Annotated in this window: 17 protein-coding genes and 1 tRNA gene; 4 read left to right on the top strand and 14 right to left on the bottom strand. The window is 44.8% G+C overall.

Annotated features, from left to right (window positions below; genetic code table 11):
• Nucleotides 1-90: 90 nt before the first annotated feature.
• The 6 genes from hemL to hemA form a co-directional block, all read right to left on the bottom strand.
• The gene (hemL, locus tag BLP92_RS05300) at nt 91-1,386 is read right to left on the bottom strand and encodes a glutamate-1-semialdehyde 2,1-aminomutase (RefSeq protein WP_090841337.1); all 1,296 of its coding nucleotides are present in this window, start codon (nt 1,384-1,386) and stop codon (nt 91-93) included.
• Between the two features lie 21 nt (nt 1,387-1,407).
• Nucleotides 1,408-2,382 (bottom strand): porphobilinogen synthase, encoded by a 975-nt coding sequence (gene hemB / locus BLP92_RS05295; RefSeq protein WP_090841335.1) that lies wholly within the window; start codon nt 2,380-2,382, stop codon nt 1,408-1,410.
• Nucleotides 2,379-3,092, bottom strand: a complete 714-nt coding sequence (locus tag BLP92_RS05290; protein WP_175444182.1) for a uroporphyrinogen-III synthase — start codon at nt 3,090-3,092, stop codon at nt 2,379-2,381. Before BLP92_RS05290 ends, hemB begins: the two co-directional genes overlap by 4 nt.
• 13 nt (nt 3,093-3,105) lie before the next feature.
• Nucleotides 3,106-4,038 (bottom strand): hydroxymethylbilane synthase, encoded by a 933-nt coding sequence (gene hemC / locus BLP92_RS05285; protein ID WP_090841331.1) that lies wholly within the window; start codon nt 4,036-4,038, stop codon nt 3,106-3,108.
• Between the two features lie 77 nt (nt 4,039-4,115).
• The gene (locus tag BLP92_RS05280; RefSeq protein ID WP_244516660.1) at nt 4,116-4,832 is read right to left on the bottom strand and encodes a cytochrome C assembly family protein; all 717 of its coding nucleotides are present in this window, start codon (nt 4,830-4,832) and stop codon (nt 4,116-4,118) included.
• Between the two features lie 92 nt (nt 4,833-4,924).
• On the bottom strand, nt 4,925-6,319 hold the full coding sequence (hemA, locus tag BLP92_RS05275) for a glutamyl-tRNA reductase (protein ID WP_090841327.1): 1,395 nt from the start codon (nt 6,317-6,319) through the stop codon (nt 4,925-4,927).
• A gap of 311 nt (nt 6,320-6,630) precedes the next feature.
• Between hemA and BLP92_RS05270 the strand changes: the two genes are divergently transcribed.
• The 3 genes from BLP92_RS05270 to BLP92_RS05260 all read left to right on the top strand — a co-directional run bounded on the left by BLP92_RS05270 (nt 6,631) and on the right by BLP92_RS05260 (nt 8,416).
• Entirely contained in the window at nt 6,631-7,134 is a 504-nt protein-coding gene (locus BLP92_RS05270; RefSeq protein ID WP_090841326.1) for a LiaI-LiaF-like domain-containing protein, read from the top strand.
• A gap of 33 nt (nt 7,135-7,167) precedes the next feature.
• Nucleotides 7,168-7,446: a hypothetical protein gene (locus BLP92_RS17855; protein ID WP_139148918.1), complete on the top strand. Its 279-nt coding sequence runs from the start codon at nt 7,168-7,170 to the stop codon at nt 7,444-7,446.
• Between the two features lie 142 nt (nt 7,447-7,588).
• Nucleotides 7,589-8,416, top strand: coding sequence for an STAS domain-containing protein (locus BLP92_RS05260; protein ID WP_090841322.1), 828 nt, complete (start codon nt 7,589-7,591; stop codon nt 8,414-8,416).
• Nucleotides 8,417-8,648: 232 nt separating this feature from the next.
• Here BLP92_RS05260 and BLP92_RS05255 read toward each other — a convergent pair whose 3' ends face one another.
• The 6 genes from BLP92_RS05255 to BLP92_RS05230 form a co-directional block, all read right to left on the bottom strand.
• Nucleotides 8,649-9,374: an amino acid ABC transporter ATP-binding protein gene (locus BLP92_RS05255; RefSeq protein ID WP_090841319.1), complete on the bottom strand. Its 726-nt coding sequence runs from the start codon at nt 9,372-9,374 to the stop codon at nt 8,649-8,651.
• A gap of 15 nt (nt 9,375-9,389) precedes the next feature.
• The gene (yihA, locus tag BLP92_RS05250; RefSeq protein WP_090841318.1) at nt 9,390-9,980 is read right to left on the bottom strand and encodes a ribosome biogenesis GTP-binding protein YihA/YsxC; all 591 of its coding nucleotides are present in this window, start codon (nt 9,978-9,980) and stop codon (nt 9,390-9,392) included.
• Nucleotides 9,980-12,298, bottom strand: a complete 2,319-nt coding sequence (gene lon, locus BLP92_RS05245; protein ID WP_090841316.1) for an endopeptidase La — start codon at nt 12,296-12,298, stop codon at nt 9,980-9,982. Before lon ends, yihA begins: the two co-directional genes overlap by 1 nt.
• A gap of 221 nt (nt 12,299-12,519) precedes the next feature.
• Nucleotides 12,520-13,785, bottom strand: a complete 1,266-nt coding sequence (gene clpX / locus BLP92_RS05240) for an ATP-dependent protease ATP-binding subunit ClpX (protein ID WP_090841314.1) — start codon at nt 13,783-13,785, stop codon at nt 12,520-12,522.
• Between the two features lie 304 nt (nt 13,786-14,089).
• On the bottom strand, nt 14,090-15,394 hold the full coding sequence (gene tig / locus BLP92_RS05235) for a trigger factor (protein ID WP_090841312.1): 1,305 nt from the start codon (nt 15,392-15,394) through the stop codon (nt 14,090-14,092).
• A 134-nt stretch (nt 15,395-15,528) separates the two neighbouring features.
• The gene (locus BLP92_RS05230) at nt 15,529-16,551 is read right to left on the bottom strand and encodes a tetratricopeptide repeat protein (RefSeq protein ID WP_090841310.1); all 1,023 of its coding nucleotides are present in this window, start codon (nt 16,549-16,551) and stop codon (nt 15,529-15,531) included.
• A 628-nt stretch (nt 16,552-17,179) separates the two neighbouring features.
• On the opposite strand from BLP92_RS05230, the gene BLP92_RS05225 reads away from it, so the two are divergent.
• Nucleotides 17,180-17,389 (top strand): hypothetical protein, encoded by a 210-nt coding sequence (locus tag BLP92_RS05225; protein ID WP_090841308.1) that lies wholly within the window; start codon nt 17,180-17,182, stop codon nt 17,387-17,389.
• Between the two features lie 429 nt (nt 17,390-17,818).
• Here BLP92_RS05225 and BLP92_RS05220 read toward each other — a convergent pair.
• Both BLP92_RS05220 and BLP92_RS05215 read right to left on the bottom strand, forming a co-directional pair.
• Nucleotides 17,819-17,895 (bottom strand) — tRNA-Arg (locus BLP92_RS05220).
• 93 nt (nt 17,896-17,988) lie between these two features.
• Nucleotides 17,989-18,501, bottom strand: coding sequence for a metallophosphoesterase family protein (locus tag BLP92_RS05215; protein ID WP_244516659.1), 513 nt, complete (start codon nt 18,499-18,501; stop codon nt 17,989-17,991).
• Between the last annotated feature and the right edge of the window lie 11 nt (nt 18,502-18,512).

Here is an 18,512-nt window from a genome sequence, read left to right as displayed (position 1 = left end):
ACGTGTATGAAAATAGGGATTAATAGCTTTCATCCCGTTGAAAAAAGCCACCGCGTATTTTTGCCGCGGTGGCTTGAAATTTAAATCAAATTACTGCTGTTCCTTCTGAATTTGTGCAAATGCTTTTTCTGCAGCAGCAAGCGTTTCATCAATATCCGCTTCTGTATGCTTCGTGGAGAGGAACAAGCCTTCAAACTGAGATGGCGGCACAGATACACCCTGCTCCAGCATCAGGTTGAAATAGCGGCTGAACATATCAAGATCGGAACTTTTTGCAGTTTCAAAGTTCACTACTTTTTCATTCGTAAAGAAGAAGCCGACCATTGAGCCTGCGCGCGTCGTCCAGTGCGGAATACCGTACTTTTCCGCAGCGGCAGCCATCCCTTTTTCCAGCTTGTCTCCGATTTTATCGAAGTAATCATAGCTTTCCGGCGTCAGCTGGCTGATTGTTTCATACCCTGCTGCCATCGCAAGCGGATTTCCAGAGAGCGTTCCTGCCTGATAAATGTTACCTGCAGGTGCGATCTGTTCCATAATCTCCCGCTTTCCACCGAATGCTCCCGCCGGCAGTCCGCCACCGATCACTTTTCCAAGACACGTCAGGTCAGGAGTAACGCCGAGTTCTCCCTGTGCGCAGTGATAGCCCACGCGGAACCCTGTCATTACTTCATCAAAAATAAGCAGGGAGCCGTATTCTTCCGTAATTTCACGGATTCCTTCCAGGTATCCTTCTTCCGGCCGGACAACTCCCATGTTGCCTGTGACCGGCTCCAGAATTACTCCGGCAATATCATCCCCGTAATTTTCAAATGCGAGCTTCAGGCTCTCTAAGTCGTTGTAAGGTACCGTCAGCGTATTGGATGCAACAGATTCAGGCACGCCCGGGCTGTCGGGAAGACCGAGTGTTGCCACCCCTGAGCCTGCTTTAATCAGCAGGGAGTCTCCATGGCCGTGGTAGCAGCCTTCGAATTTCAAAATCTTATTGCGCCCTGTATATCCTCTTGCGAGACGAAGCGCACTCATCGTAGCTTCCGTACCGGAGCTTACCATTCTGACTACTTCCACCGACGGCACGCGTTCAATTACAAGTTCTGCAAGCTTTGTTTCAAGCTCATGCGGCGCCCCGAAGCTTGTCCCTTTTTCTGCAGTTGATGTTACTGCCTTGATGACTTTATCATCGGCATGCCCGTGAATTAACGGGCCCCACGAAAGGACGTAATCGATATATTCATTGCCGTCCAGGTCCCAGAGACGGGAGCCTTTTCCTTTTTCAAAATAGACCGGGTCTCTGCCGACAGAGTTAAACGCACGTACAGGAGAATTTACCCCGCCCGGCATGAGCGGTTTTGCTTTTTCAAATGCTTGAGAAGATCGATTCCAATTCATATCTATCACCTCTTCATCAGTTTAGTGTTTCAGCCAGTCTGCGATATTTTTTGCATGATACGTTAAGATCAAGTCTGCACCGGCCCGTTTCATGCTCGTTACTTTTTCCATTACGACAGCTTTTTCATCAATCCAGCCGTTCTGCGCCGCTGCTTTTACCATGGAATATTCTCCGCTGACGTTATATGCGACAATCGGCAGATCTTCTCTTTCCCGCACGTCCCTGATAATATCCAGGTAGGACAAAGCAGGCTTTACGATGAGAAAATCGGCGCCTTCCTCCACGTCGGAACGTGCTTCGCGGAATGCTTCTCTGCGGTTTGCAGGGTCCATCTGATACGTTTTGCGGTCCCCGGACTGCGGGGAGGAATTTGCGGCATCACGGAATGGGCCGTAGAAAGCAGAAGCATATTTCACTGCATAACTCATTACAGAAATATTTTTATATCCTGCTTCATCCAAGCCTTCCCGGATTGCTGCGACAAATCCATCCATCATGTTGGAAGGAGCGATAATGTCTGCTCCCGCTTCTGCCTGGGACACAGCTGTTTTCACTAATAAATCCAGGGATTCATCATTCAGAATCTCCCCCTCATGCACAACGCCGCAGTGACCGTGATCTGTAAACTGGCACAGGCAGGTATCCGCGATGACAGTCAGATCGGGGTGGTTTGCTTTAATCTGCCGCACTGCTCTCTGTACGATGCCTTCTGTATCGTAAGCGCTTGTGCCAATCGGATCCTTTTCCGCCGGGAGGCCGAACAATATAATCGCGCGGATTCCTTTATCCACCGCTTCCTGCACTTCTGCATCCACCAGGTCCAGTGACCACTGATAAACCTCCGGCATGGAAGGAATTGGATTTTTAATATCTTTCCCATCCTTTACGAATAAAGGGTAGATTAAATCTTCTGTGTGTACATGTGTTTCCCGAACAATATCACGCATACCTGCGGATCTGCGCAGTCTGCGGTGGCGGTCAAATGATTGTGTCATTTTTTCACCTTCTCCTTCATTATCTTAGTCAGCAGCGCTTCTATCGTATATGTATCCGGAACGATAATACGCCTGTCTGTATAGCTTCTGCACACCTCTTCCGTTACCCCTCCGATACATCCGTAAAACAACGGCGGTATTTCATGAGTGCCGCAGAAATGAAAAAAAGCGTGAACTGCAGAAGGGCTTAAAAACAACACCCCGTCTACTTCGTGCACGGCTTTCTTCAAATTTTCCTGCGAAGCTTCATTTGGAACTGTGTCATAGACAACAGGATCTGCAAAATGTCTGCCTGCAGCTGTTAATTGCTCTTTCAGCACCATACGTGACTTTGCACTTCTCGGGTAAACAATTCTTGTTTCCTCATCGGTACGCTGAATAAGCGCTTCTGCGAGAGATTCCGCGTCATACTGCGAAGGTATAAGCGACACAGTATATCCTTTTGCTCTAGCAGCTGCAGCTGTTTTTTCACCGACACAGGCAGTATGCACCTGTTTATCCGGCACGAGTGCTTCCCAGAAATGCACGCTGTTCACACTCGTAAACACAAGCCAGTCTTCCTTTCGCAGCGTGGGAACAGCTGGAGGAGTAACTGCTTCAATCCGAATCAGCGGCACCTCTAAACTCCGGGCACCTGCTGCTTCAATTTTTTTCGTAAGAGAGGCAAGCTGATGCTCCGCTCTCGTATTTAACAAGGTCAGCGGTCTCACTGCCATCTCTCCTCTACTCTTCGAGGTCTGCTTTCACCTTATCGAGTACCTCTTTTGCGCCTTCTGCAAGCATTTTTTCAGCTGCCTGTTTTCCGATAGCTACAGGATCATGGCCCGTGATCTGTTCCTTAAATACCTGCTTGCCGTCCGGTGAAGCTACGAGCGCGGTAAGACTCACCTGATTATCCTCTGTCAGTGTTGCGTAGCCTGCAATCGGCACCTGGCAGCCGCCTTCTACTGTATGCAGGAAGGACCGCTCTGCCGCAGTCGTTCTCGCTGTATCAGGATCATCAATTTTCTTCAGCAGTTCCAGAAGCTCGGTATCATCTGCACGGCACTCAATTCCAAGTGCCCCCTGTCCAACTGCCGGAAGACATGTTTCCGGAGGAAGAAATTCGGACACGATCGAAGGATCCCAGCCGACACGCTTAAGCCCGGCAGCTGCGAGAATGATCGCGTCAAAATCTTCTTCCCGGCACTTACGCAGGCGGGTTTCAATATTTCCACGGATCCACTGAATTTTAATATCTGGACGCTGCATTAATACCATGGCACCGCGCCGGAGACTGCTCGTACCGACCACTGCGCCTTCCGGCAGATCCAGAAGTTTTGCCCCGCTGTTGGAAATAAACGCATCCCGCGGATCTTCTCTCTCCGGAACTGCTCCTACAGTTAAGCCTTCTGCAATTTCAGATGGAAGGTCTTTCATGCTGTGGACAGCCATATCAATTTCCTTATCATACATTGCCTGCTCTATTTCCTTTACGAAAAGTCCTTTTCCTCCGACTTTCGAAAGTGTAACGTCCAGAATTTTATCCCCTTTTGTTACTATTTCCTTGATTTCGAATTCATAAGGAACATTCAGTTTTTTAAATTGATCAATCACCCATCTTGTCTGGGTCATCGCCAGATTGCTTCGGCGTGAGCCGATCACGATTGTACGCATAGTTTTGACTGCCTCCTTAAAGCTGTATGCTTCTTTTTCCGCATCTATTGTATCATGAATAAAAGATTCCGCGCCTCTTACCAGATATGAAATTCTGAAAAGGCACTGGACAAAAAGTAATTAATTAATAAAATCAGAAACGCCGCAGCGTTCAGCAGCGCCACACTGTAACCTCTTCTTTTCATAAATTGGTACTGTACCAGGTAAACCCCATACACGATCATTACGAAAAAAGAAGAAATAATTTTCGGATCGAACCACGGAACTGCACCCACGGTTACGGAGGCCCACACAATTCCTAAAATCAGCCCCGTAAATAAAAGCGGCACCCCTATGAGCGAAGCATAATAAGAGTTTCTTTCCAGGCGGGACAAGCTGCCGAATTTCTCCATCCACTCGCCCCACTTCTTTTTCTTAAGAAGTTTGTGCTGCACAATATACAGCAGGGAAAAAGCAAACGCGATCGTAAATGCACCATAGGAGAACATCAGTAAACCGACATGGACTACGAGAAACTCCGTAATCAATACCTGTGCCAGCTCTTCGGAAATGTCATTGCGCGGTGCGATCATGCTGATGGAAAGCAGCGTAAAACCAATCGAGTTTACGAGAAGCATGAAAACGTTCATCTTCAGCATTTTATTTAATATAAGAGAAATTGTTACCAGAATCCATGCATAAATAAACATGCCCTCCAGGGAAGTCATCAGCGGGACACGCTCTAAGGTAAAGATGCGCCATAAAAAGATCGCCAGCTGTAATATCCAGACAATCGAAAGCAACCAGAAAGCCAATCGATTGACCTTCTGGTTGTTTTGCATGAAATCAATAAAGTATCCGAGAACGCTGGCAGAATAACATACCAGGATAAGCAGATAAATCAGATTCATCGGAGAAACGTCCGAACTAAATCTTTCTCCTGCGCGGCAATGCGCATGCGGCGCTGCTCAATGCTCCATTCCCGTTCTGCTTTATTGATTCTTATATCGTGCGTCAGCGGAGATTCACCTTCCTGAACGTGTTCCTCCAGGCCAAACGCTTTTGTCATATAATCAAGCATTAATTCCGGGCTTTCTTCTTCCGGAATTTCCTTCAGTGCAGTAATTGGATCGCGGAGCAGCTGATTCACGATGCTCTTCATATGCTTGCGGATCAGTTTTTTCTCCCGGTCAGATAAACTGGATAGCTTCCGCTCCAGGCTTTCCATCGTCTGTTCCTGTACTGTGGCAGCTTTGGAACGCAGTGCACTGATTACAGGGACGACTCCCAGCGTATCCAGCCAGTGGCTGAACGCTACAAGCTCCTCTTCAATCATCAGCTCAATTTTTTCTGCTTCCTGCTTCCGTTCCTCCAGGTTCGCATTTACAATTCCCTGCAGGTCATCAATATCATATAAATATACATTCTCCAGCTCCGCAAGTTCCGGATCCAGATCACGCGGCACTGCAATATCCACGAGAAACAGCGGACGGCCTTTTCGTTTCTTCAGCAGGTTCTTTACTTCTTCTTTGCGGATCACATAATCTTTAGAACCGGTAGAGCTGATAAGAATGTCTGTCTGCGTCAATGAATCCTGCAGCGTATCCATGCTTTCCGCTTTCCCGAAAAATTTTGCAGCAAGCTCTTCCGCCTTGGCTTTCGTACGGTTCATTACCGTAATGTTGGAAACTCCGCTGGAAGTAAGATGCTGTGCTGTCAGTTCACTCATTTTGCCGGCACCCATTACAAGAACCTGCTTATCTTTGAAATCACCAAAGATTTTTTTCCCGAGTTCTACAGCTGCGTAGCTGACAGAGACTGCGTTCGCATTGATTGTTGTTTCAGAATGCCCCCGTTTTGCAACGGTGACCGCCTGTTTAAATAGATGGTTGAATACTGTTCCGGTCGTACCGGTGCTTCTGGCGAGATCAAAACTCTGTCTTACCTGCCCAAGAATCTGCGTTTCGCCGAGAACCATTGAATCCAGTCCTGCTGTCACACGGAATAAGTGTTCAATCGCATGTTCATCTTCACGAACCTGAAGATAGTGGCTGAATTCTTCTTTATCAATATTAAACCATTCCTGAAGAAATAATTTCGTATAATAACGCCCGGTATGCAGCTGGTCAGCTACAATATACAACTCCGTGCGGTTACAAGTAGAAACAATGACACATTCAAGAATACTTTTGGACTGCCGCAGTGTTTTTAAAGCTGCCTCCGTATCATTAGTGAATGTAAATTTCTCTCGTATTTCCACTGGAGTTGATTTATAATTCAAACTGGTTACTAATATATGCATAACTGCGGGTACACCCCCTGATTTTAACCGATATTAATTCTACACGATTTTAATATGTCTTACAAGATTCGCATCTGTTTTTCGCTATTTATTATTCTTTTTACATTATAACATTTTTAATCTGGCTCCGTTAGAGATTAAGCTTTTCTTTTTATGAAGGATTTGTGTCGCTTGTTGTATGTATTTACTAACGTATCCGTCCACTGCTATTACTTACTGGCAAAGAAAAAAAGTAATCTCCTGCGCCTTCAGACTTACTAATTATTTCTCCTGTTATTTTAACAGCAAATCTTCTTTAAAGGGGCACTTTTATGAAATCCAATAATATTCTTCCAGGTATCATTCTCCTTGTAACAGGTTTGTATTTTCTTGCAGGGCAGTGGGAAGTGGCTATTCCGTTTACTGAAGAACTTCTCCGCTGGCCGACGATACTGCTTGGAATCGGCGCAGTATTAATGTGGCTCGGGTTCTCCAATAAAGACGCCCAGCATATGTTTTCCGGAGCTGTGCTTACGGGACTCGGTGTGTTGTTCCACGGTTCCTACACGTTCCAGTTGTGGCAGCACGACTGGCCTTATTTTACTCTCGTGATCGGCATCGCCTTTCTGCTTAAATATTTCGTAAATAAACGTGATGGGCTCGGCACTGGATTGATTCTCCTGGCAATTACAGCAGCCGCTTTGTTTTCTGCTCATCTTCTGCAGCTGCTTCAGTTTATTCCTGAAGCTGTCCTTCCCTTCTGGCCGCTTTTATTTATTATCGCAGGAGTATATTTAATCTTTTTTGGAAGAAGCAGAAAAGGACGCAGATATTAAAGTTTTCAGCTATGTTCATGTTGAGGCCCCTGTATGATTAAAATCAGTTTATTTTTATGGTTATTAATTCCCTGTAGTTATTATTCTCAAAAAGCAGGTGGGAAGCCAGCCGATATCTTGCATCCAAGCAAAACGGTCTTTGTCATGCTTGGATTGGCTGCTCGGAACCCTGCTTATTCAGAGGGCAAGCGGAAGGTTTTCTCCGCGCAGGCGTACCTTTCTTCTATCAACACCAGACCCAAATTTTTAAAAGCTCCCTCTGAAACAGAGGGAGCTTTTATATATGCAGAGGATAAAGGTATCTCTGTGTGATTCTCTTCTACAGTTTCATTCATAATGCCTGCTGTAAAGGTGGGAAAATTCCCTGTTTTTTTATTTCTTTTCATTTGCCCTTGCATCCGAACGAGGCTTCCCTTACATTTAGAGGAAGACCAACCCCAAAGGTGTGCTGCGAATGTCTTATAATGAGGAAATTTCCATTTATCTGCGTGATAATAAAGCAACGCTTGCGAAACAAGTCGTTTCACAGGTACTTCAAAAAATGAAGCTTTCTATTTCCTCTCGGGAACGGGAAGAAGCTGTAATTATGTATACTGATTTTTTTGAGTTTTTCAGCTTTTCAATTTTGAATCAAAGTGAAGAAGCGGTGCCTGAATCAATGCTTGCATGGAGCAAGCAAAATGCAGAAAGACAAGTTACCTCTGCAGAGAGCATCTCCAAAATCGTGAGACGCTATCCTCCTACACGCGATGTGTTCTCAGACCTGCTTACTGCACTCAGCATCTCCTTTACCCTCACGCTGCAGCAGCACAGTATGCTGTTAAAGAAAATTAACCAGCTGCTGGATGCCAGCTTGATGGAAACATTCCACAGCTATGAGCAGCTTTCCGAAGAATACAGACAAAAACAGGAAGCAGAGCTTTTACAGCTTTCGGCACCTATTGTTCCTGTACAGCAGGGTATTGTAATTGTTCCCATTATAGGGAACATTACTCCGGAACGAACAAGATATATGATGGAAGAAACTGTGCCCGCTATTGTTAAAATGAGAGCGGAAGTAGTAATTGCTGATTATTCGGGAATTTCTGAAGTAACTCCCGAGGTCATTTATACCTTTGACCAGATAGGCAGAATTCTAAAATTAATGGGCATTTCAGTAGTTACGACTGGGATGCGCCCGGAAACTGTATTAAAAGTAGTACAGAGTGGAATTAATGTAAGCCGTGGGAACTTCTATTCTACGGTAAAACAGGCATTAGAAGTCCTCGCTGACGGGAAATAATCCAGATAAATTAATATTCAGCTTTCTTCCTTCTTGTACTGTTACTTGTAAAAAGTAATAACAGTACAAGAAGTTTTTTTATGACTGCAATCTCTGTAAGTGCTGTAATTGTCTGCGGCTGTTTATTTTTTTAACGGTGGAGAAACCTTCAGCTGTTTTTTTGTGCTGTTCACATAAAAAAATAACCCCCTCCTGATTTCTGTACAACCGCACAGTGTTCAGGAAGAGATCATTACGAAAGAATTTTACTTAAAAACGCCTTGGTCGGCTCCTCTTTCGGATTTGCAAACAACTCTTTGGAAGGGGCGCTTTCTACAATTCGCCCTTCGTGAATCAGCATGGTATAATCGGCCACTTCTCTCGCAAAATTCATTTCATGCGTGACAATGATCATGGTCATTCCTTCTTTTGCAAGCTGCTTCATCGTATCGAGTACTTCACCGACAAGCTCCGGATCCAAAGCAGAAGTAGGTTCGTCAAAAAGCATCACTTCCGGCTTCATCGCAAGTGCCCTTGCAATCGCTACCCGCTGCTGCTGGCCGCCGGAGAGACTTGCAGGATAAACATCCCGCTTATCCTGAAGTCCTACTTTCTGCAGCAGTGCCTCTGCTTCTTGCACCGCTTCTTTTTTCGGGATACTCATTACATGAACCGGGGCTTCCATCACATTTTCCAGGACGGTTTTATGCGGAAAAAGGTGAAAGTGCTGAAAGACCATACCGACCCGCTGCCGAAGTTTGTTAATATTTTTTCCGCCGGCTTCAAAACGCTCTCCGCCAATCTCGATCACGCCGCTGTCTTTTTCTTCAAGAAAGTTAAGGCAGCGAAGCAAAGTGCTTTTCCCGGAACCACTCGAACCGATCAGGCAGACTACTTCACCTTCCTGTACAGTAAGGTCTATCCCTTTCAGCACTGGTGTGCCATTGAACGATTTATATAAATCCTCCACTCGGATCATCCGCTTACGTCCTTTCTACTTTTCGAAAAGTGCACTTTGAATTGCACTCCATGCTTTATCTTTTCCCTGGGCAGTTTCTGAAGAAAACAGAATCAAGGGATCACTTTCCTCCATCTGTAAATCTTCTTTAATCCGCTTGGTGTGGGAGCCCCATTTATTTTTAGGAACTTTATCCACTTTCGTCGCTACAACGATTACCGGCAGTTCGTGATACTTGAGCCAGTCATACATCATCATGTCATCTTCAGAAGGTTTATGACGGGCATCTATCAGCTGTACTACTGCTTTCAGCTGTTCACGCGACTGAAAATATGTTTCCATTACCTTGCCCCAGGATTCCCGCTCGCTTTTTGACACCTTCGCATAACCGTAACCAGGAACATCCACAAAGTGAAATCGTTCATTCAGCCAGTAGTAATTCAGTGTCTGCGTTTTTCCAGGACGCTGCGAAGTTCTCGCAAGTCCTTTCCGGGCAAGCAGTGTATTAATAAAAGAAGACTTTCCTACATTGGAACGCCCGGAGAGTGCAATCTCCGGTGCAGGATTGCTCGGAAACTGATCCACTCTGGCTGCGCTGATTGTTAATTCTGCAGTTTTTATTTTCATTATTTTTTCCCCACTAATGCATGTTTTAGTACTTCGTCCAAATGAGACACCGGGATAAAAGTTAAGTCTTTCCGGACACTTTCCGGAATGTCATCCAAATCTTTTTCGTTTTCCTTCGGCATAATAATATGCGTCAGTCCCGCTCGATGTGCGCTCATTGATTTTTCTTTTAAACCGCCAATCGGGAGTACCCGGCCGCGGAGGGTGATCTCTCCTGTCATCCCAACTTCCTTTTTCACAGGGACTTCTGTTAAAGCAGAGATCAGTGCAGTTGCCATTGTAATACCTGCAGAAGGACCATCCTTTGGTACGGCTCCTTCAGGAACGTGCACATGGACATCGTTTTTCTTATTGAATTCCGGATCAATATTTAACTCTTCTGCTCTTGTACGGATATAGCTGAATGCAGCCTGTGCTGATTCCTTCATTACATCCCCAAGCTTTCCGGTAAGCGTCAGTTTTCCGGAACCAGGCGTTAACGCCACTTCAATTGTGAGCGTATCTCCACCGGCAGTAGTGTATGCAAGGCCGGTCGCTGCGCCCACCTGATTCTCGAGCTCCGCTTTTCCATAGCGGAATGTTTTCTTTCCGAGCAGGTCTTCAATATTTTTTTCCGTAACTACGACACGCTTCTTTTCTTTGGAAACGATTTGTTTTGCCGCTTTCCGGCAGACAGTAGCAAGCTGGCGCTCCAAATTCCGCACCCCTGCTTCTCTTGTGTAATAACGGATAATGCTCAGCAGTGCTTCGTCGCGCACCTGCATGCTTCCTTTGGAAAGACCATGTTCTCTGATCTGCTTTGGAAGCAGGTAGGCTTTTGCTATTTCCAGCTTTTCTACTTCTGTATAGCCGGCAATATGAATAATTTCCATTCTGTCACGCAGCGGAGCTGGAATGGCGCCGATATTATTCGCTGTCGTTACAAACATTACTTTAGATAAATCATACGGCTCTTCAATGAAGTGATCACTGAACGTATTATTCTGTTCCGGATCGAGTACTTCCAGCAGTGCAGAAGATGGGTCTCCCCGGAAATCATTCGCCATTTTATCAATTTCATCCAGCAGGAAAACAGGATTGACTGTGCCTGCTTTTTTCATACCCTGAATAATTCTTCCCGGCATCGCTCCGACATATGTTCTTCGGTGACCGCGGATTTCCGCTTCATCTCTGACACCGCCGAGAGACATACGCACAAACTTACGGTCGAGGGACCGTGCAATCGAACGGGCAAGCGAAGTTTTCCCTACGCCGGGAGGCCCGGACAGACAAAGAATCGGCCCTTTTAATTCACGGGTCAGCTGCTGAACTGCAAGGTATTCCAGCACTCGTTCCTTTACTTTCTCCAAACCGTAATGGTCTTCATTTAAAATGTCTTCAGAGCGGTGAATATCAAGCAGATCTTCTGTTTCTTCACTCCATGGAATCTGCGCGAGCCATTCAATGTAATTACGGATCACAGAGCTTTCGGCAGCATTGGCAGGCATTTTTTCATAGCGCTGCAGTTCTTTCAATGCTTTTTCTTCCACGGCCTCCGGCATTTCGGCGTCGTAAATTTTCTCCCGCAGTTCTTCTGCTTCGCTTTCTTTGCCTGCGCCGTCTCCCAGTTCTTTCTGAATCGCTTTCATCTGCTCCCGCAGGTAGTATTCTTTCTGCGTACGTTCCATTGACTTCTTTACTCGCTGGCCAATTTTCTTTTCCAGGCCGAGCACTTCCCGCTCATTGGAAAGAATCCGCAGCATCAGCTTCAGCCTTTCATCCAGGGACAATGTCTCCAGCACTTCCTGCTTCTGGACTATTTTTAATGGCAGATGGGAGGAAACAATATCTGCCAGCCGGCCGGGCTCTACAATATCTGCTACGGAAGCGAATGTTTCCTGGGAAATTTTCTTGGAGATCTGGGTATACTGCTCGAACTGCTCCAGCACATTACGCATTAAAGCCTGCTCTTCTACAGTAGCTTCCTGCCGCTCATCGATCGTTTCAATTTCGGCTGAAGCGAAATCTTCTCCATGATTGATGGATTTTACACGCCCCCGTTCAATTCCTTCCACCAGGACACGGATGGTTCCGTTCGGAAGCTTGAGCATCTGTTTTACTTTCGCCACGGTACCTACCGTATATAAATCTTTATCATTCGGCTCTTCTGTCGCTACTTCTTTCTGCGTAAGAAGAAAGATAAAGTTATCTTCCACCATCGCCTGCTCCAGTGCGCTGACAGATTTTTTGCGTCCAACATCCAGATGCAGCACCATCGTCGGATACACAAGCAGTCCGCGGAGAGGCAGAAGTGGGATTGTTTTCATTTCATTTGACATAGATTGCACCTCCATAAAATCAAATTCTGACACATGAATTTGAAATATTATATTTTATCGTCACAGCAAAAGTGCTGCGCTTTGTTTTTAAATGGCAGCCACTTTTTATACACGCAGGAAACAAAAAAAGGCATGCATACCGGGCGTCATCCGGAAAGGCGCAGGACGCCCTCCGGATTTGTTCTCCAACGCCGGTTTTGCACACCTTACACTATGGTTGTTTACGCGCTTTCTTTCGGTTCAATCTGGATCTCGCTGCCATCTTCATCAATCAGCGTCGGTGCTTTGTTATCTGCCACAGTTTCTCCGGTAATGATACATTTTACAATATCCTCACGGGAAGGCAGATCATACATTACATCGAGCATAAGAGATTCAATAATCGAGCGCAGACCCCGGGCTCCTGTTTTACGTTCAATTGCCAGATGTGCTACTTCTTTCAAAGCTTCTTCTGTGAATTCAAGCTCCACATCATCTAATTCAAGCAGTTTTTTGTACTGCTTTACCAGTGCGTTTTTCGGACCGGTCAGAATTTCTACGAGTGCCTCTTCGTCCAGATATTCCAGACTTGCGATTACAGGCATACGTCCGATAAATTCAGGGATCAGGCCGTAGCGCAGCAGATCTTCCGGAAGAATTTTCGATAGATACTGGTGCTCTTCCAGCTGGGACGTTTCTGTCTCAGAGCCGAAACCAATGATTTTCTTACCGAGACGGCGTTTAATAATAGCATCGATGCCATCAAACGCACCGCCGATAATAAACAGCACATTGGTAGTATCAATCTGGATAAATTCCTGATGAGGATGCTTGCGTCCTCCCTGCGGAGGTACACTTGCAGTAGTACCTTCAAGAATTTTCAGCAGCGCCTGCTGAACACCTTCCCCGGAAACATCACGGGTGATGGATGGGTTTTCAGATTTACGGGCAACTTTATCAATTTCATCGATATAAATGATGCCGCGTTCTGCTTTTTCCACATCATAATCTGCGGCCTGAATCAGTTTCAGCAGGATATTTTCTACATCTTCCCCTACATAGCCTGCCTCTGTGAGAGAAGTCGCATCTGCAATTGCAAACGGAACATTCAGGATACGTGCGAGCGTCTGCGCAAGAAGTGTTTTCCCGCTTCCAGTCGGACCAATCAGACAAATATTACTTTTCGCAAGTTCTACTTCGTCATTTTTACTGCTTGCGTTAATACGCTTATAATGATTATAGACGGCTACAGAAAGAGTCTTTTTCGCCTTATCCTGCCCGATAACATATTCATTCAGGATATCACGGATCTCCTGCGGCTTCGGAATATCCTCCAGCTCCACTTCCTCTTCAGAGCCAAGTTCCTCTTCCACAATCTCCGTGCAGAGTTCAATACACTCATCACATATATATACACCTGGGCCAGCAACAAGTTTACGTACCTGATCCTGTGTTTTGCCGCAGAAAGAACATTTAAGTTGTCCCTTTTCTTCATTAAATTTAAACATCAACTTTCACCCCTCTTAGTAAGTATTGAAACATACGATTGGCGAATACTCAAAACATATCTCTTTATAAAGAAGACTTAGCCGGAAAATGCAGCAGATTAAAAGCGCATAATACAGGATAGGCCTGAACGAGTTATTCAACATGTAAATTGTATCATAATTTACGGCTGCTTCCTATTAATAGCCTCTCGCCTTAGTTTCAGGTTTGCCCAGCGTAATGGAGGCAGTTCGCAATTGTCAAATCATCATTATGTATGGACAGAGCAAGGCACGAAATTCCCGTGCCTTGCTCTTTTATAAATTATTATTCTGTTGCTGGAACTTTTTTGCTTTGTTCTTCAAGAAATTCAATTGCTTTACGGATCTGAAGATCACCCTTCAGGACGTCTGTGCCGCCCTGCATAGCAAGAAGCTGCTTGATCTCGTCCACTGGACGCTGATACATTTCAGCCATTTTTTCAAGTTCCTGTTCCACATCTTCTTCAGAAGCTTCCAGATTTTCAGCTTTAGAAATAGCTTCAAGCGTCATGTTCATGCGTACACGCTTTTCTGCATCTTCCTTAAACTGCTCTTTCATTCCTTCTTCATCTGTCTGTGCGAACTGGTAGTACATGTCAAGGGACATTCCCTGAGACTGAAGTCTTTGTCCAAATTCCTGAAGCATGCGGTCAATCTCTGTGTTGATCATAGCTTCCGGAATATCGATTGTTGCATTTTCTGTAGCTTTTTCTACAAGCTTATCTTTTACAGCCATTTCTGCCTGCTGCTTTTTCTCATTTTCAAGACGCTCGCGGATAGCTTTTTTCATGTCTTCAAATGTCTCGTAGGACTCATCTACATCTTTTGCAAACTCATCATCAAGCTCAGGCAGTTCTTTTCGTTTAATGTCGTGTACTGTTACTTTAAACGTTGCCGGCTTGCCAGCAAGATCCTCAGAGTGATACTCTTCCGGGAATTCCACGTCTACAGACGTTTCTTCTCCCGCTTTCGCTCCTACAAGCTTTTCTTCAAAGCCGGGAATAAATTGACCGGAGCCGATTTCAAGAGAATAGTTCTCCGCCTGACCGCCTTCAAACGCTTCTCCATCCACAAAACCTTCGAAGTCCATTACGACAGTGTCGCCTTCCTGTACTTCCCCGTCTTCAACAACAGACAGTTCCGCATGTTCGTTCTGCAGGCGGGTGATTTCTTCATCCACTTCTTCGTCTGTAACTTCTATAGTTTCTTCTTCTACTTCCAGGCCTTTATACTCACCAAGTTCTACTTCCGGCTTTACTGTTACAGTAGCACGGAACGTAAGCGGTTCGTTTTTCGCCATATCATCGAGATCGATTTCCGGCTGATCTACTGGATCAATTCCTGCTTCTTCCACAGCTTCTCCATAAGCTTCCGGAAGAAGAATATCCAGTGCATCCTGATAAAGTGCTTCTACACCGAAGCGCTGTTCAAAAATCGGACGAGGTACCTTTCCTTTACGGAAACCTGGTACGTTTACCGATTTAACAACTTTTTTAAACGCTTCATCAAGTGCTTTGTTTACACGCTTACTGTCAACTTCCACAGTTAAAACGCCTGTATTACCTTCTTGCTTTTCCCAATTTACTGACATAGGATATATTCCCTCCAACATTCATGTTCAATTTTATCGTTTACCTTTGTTGACAACCATTCTATTATAACATAGCGCTATATCATTTCAACGATTTCTATTTGATTCTTTCACAGCAGTGCAAGTTATGTATGTTAGTTTTCAGTGGGAAGAACGATCGCTTCCATTTCCTGAAGCAATTTTTCTGCTTCTTCAACTTCCTGCAGTTCCACCTCGTACAACTTTGTAACATCTTCCGCTGTTTCCCCAAGCATATGTCTTCCGGTGCGGTGGAGCGCGCATGCCCAGACGTTTACATCTCTCGGCTGTGGGGACTTTGGATAAATGGCGAAAAGAAAATGCCACCACATCTGCCCGATCATACTTAGCATTGTTGGATTCTCCTGTGCCAGTTCATCTTCCAGTCTTTCAAAAACTGCACGGCCGAACCTTTCATGGAATACTTCTTCCAGGCTGGCAATATGTACTTCATACTTCTCGTTAAATTTATGTACTTCAAATGTATCCTCACAGCCTAATTCTTTTAACAGCTGCAATATATAACTTTTTAATACAGGATTCTGCTCTTCATCCGCCAAAAACTTCCGGTATGTCTCTTTTACGTTGTTTATATCATACTTGCTCAGCTGCTGAATTGCACCAAGCTGCTGATCGACATCCCCTTTTTCCAGCTGATGTAAAAGTTCCTCGGCAGGAGGCGCAAACACCGGTTCTTCAAGTTCTTCTTCAACTTCGCCCGAATCTCCCGACATCTGCCTTGCAAACTGCAGCAGCTGATAAAAAGATTCTGCTTTATCTGCCGGCATTTTTTCTTCTTCAATTACTCCTTCAAGCATGGTGACGACTTCTTCGTAGTGTCCGAGCTGCACAAGAATAGATATATACACCTGAAGTATTTCATAATACTCCCCAATACCTTCTTCCAGCATTGACTTGCAGTGTTCCTTCGCCTGCGAAAGCCGGTTCAGTTCTATGTTGGTTATCACCAGTCCATACCTTGCCTGGGGATGTCCCTCTTCCAGATCTGTCGTCTGCTGAAAACAGGATAAGGCATCATAATATCTTTTTTCCTTGAGCGCAGTCATTCCTCTTTCCACAAGCCTCGGTATTAGTCCAGGAAACAGCACTACATTATCTTCGCGCTTCTGATTTCCCATCATTTCACCTCCTTTATGTAGTTGTAATGATCATTATCCTTACAGTGTACCAATTGCCGGTATGAAAGACAATCTTACAATCATTACTTAGATTTACGCCATTAAAGATTAAATACTTTTTACCCTGTTTGAGGCTGTATAAAACCAAAGCCAGATACTATAAAAACAAAACTCTTTATGAATTTGAAGAATTCCTGCTGCATTCCACTCTGGACAAATGCCTGCCCGGAAGCTTTTCTTTTAAGAACTATCCTGCCGTTCTTCGCAAAACGTGTTCTCAGACTGTGTACGTACTTCTCTGCGTCCCGCAGCAGTGACGTTTCTCTTATCGACAGTCTTCGTAAATAAGTATTCTTTTCTTTAGGCAGGAACTCCTTTTTATTTTTCTATGATGCTTCCACTTTTCTATATTTCTGTCCCAATATACGTGAAGGAAATTTCTCGCCTGCCAGAATTTCCTGGAAAGTCTTCCATTGCGCCTTTACTGCGTAGGAATACATAGGAACATTCACATCTCTAAATAAATTTTACGTTTAACTACAGCAAACTTGTGTTAAAGATAGTAATAAAGACAGCCTGCAGCTTAATAAAAAGCTGTTGGAGCTAATATTAAGGAGGAGGTATAATAATGAAAAAGAAAATGATGATTTCTGCACTTTCCAGCATGTTTGTACTAGGTTCACTTGCTGCATGCGGCGGAAATGATGTAAATGATGATTTTGATAATGGAGAAAATGGTGTAAATACCACTGAAATCGAAGAAGAGAACGGTGTAAACAATAACTTCGATGATGGAGAAGATGGTATCGAAACAGATATGGAAAATAATGAAGGATAAAATAAACGGCCTGCTGATGCAGGTCGTTTTTTCAGTCCGTTGAAAAAAGACTACTTCTATATAAGCATACGGTTTTAAGCTTTTGTCTCTAATGGGCTCGTTCCGGAAGAGAGCCTCACAGCTGATCTGTCCGGAAGGTTCTTCAGATTTTTCATAATCCTTCAGAATTCGATCTTCTGCAACGGCAGCTTGCATACAGAATCCGATTGGTATTTATCCACCATTTCCCTTGAAAAATTCCCTCTGCAAAGCGTCCGGCGGAGACTGAAGATCCTTTTCTCTGCCCAAGGGTCAGGAGAAAGACCGTTCGGGATTCATTGGGCTGTCCCTTCCTATCATGCTGAACATTAGCAGGGCAAACACAAAAAAAGCCTTCTTTTTTCTCCCTGTATATAAAGGAAGAATAAAAGAAGGCGTTACTTGAGTAAATGGCGTCCCAGGCAGGATTCGAACCTGCGACCGACGCCTTAGAAGGGCGTTGCTCTATCCAGCTGAGCTACTGAGACATATTTCATTATGTAAAAGAAGGAATTGCTGTCACCATGTTTTTGTTTCAGCGACAATACTTAATATAAACAATTCCTTCGAATGTGTCAACCTTATACTGAAAAAGTTTTTGAAAGTTCTTCTACCTGGTTGCCTTTCATATCATAAAAATTCACACGGACCACGTTTTCAGAATGCTCCAGCAATACATAAGTTCCCTCAGGATATTCCCTTGGAAGGCGCATGCTGCCGGGGTTAATTAAAATTTTCCCCTTCTCCTGCACAGCTGCAGGCACATGCGTATGTCCGAAGCATACAATATCCGCTTCTGTTTCCTCGGCCTTATACAACAAATTCATCGCTGTAGTTTTCACATTCAATAAGTGGCCGTGGGCGACAAAAAAAGTCAGGGACCCGAATTTTTTCTTTATTTCTTCCGGAAGCGCTCCATCCATATCACAGTTTCCACGAACTACCTGCGTTTCTTCAAATACTTCGGCGTCTGCTTGCAATTCAGAATCTCCGCAGTGAATAATCCCTGCTGCTTCGTCAGCATGACGGTGGATAACTTCTGCTACTTCTTCCCTCCACCCATGACTGTCGCTCATGATTAGTACCTTCAACATGAACCCTCCTG

The sequence above is a fragment of the Alkalicoccus daliensis genome, assembly GCF_900103955.1.
Classification (GTDB): Bacteria; Bacillota; Bacilli; order Bacillales; family Salisediminibacteriaceae; genus Alkalicoccus; species Alkalicoccus daliensis.
This window is presented reverse-complemented; position numbering and strand designations above follow the sequence as displayed.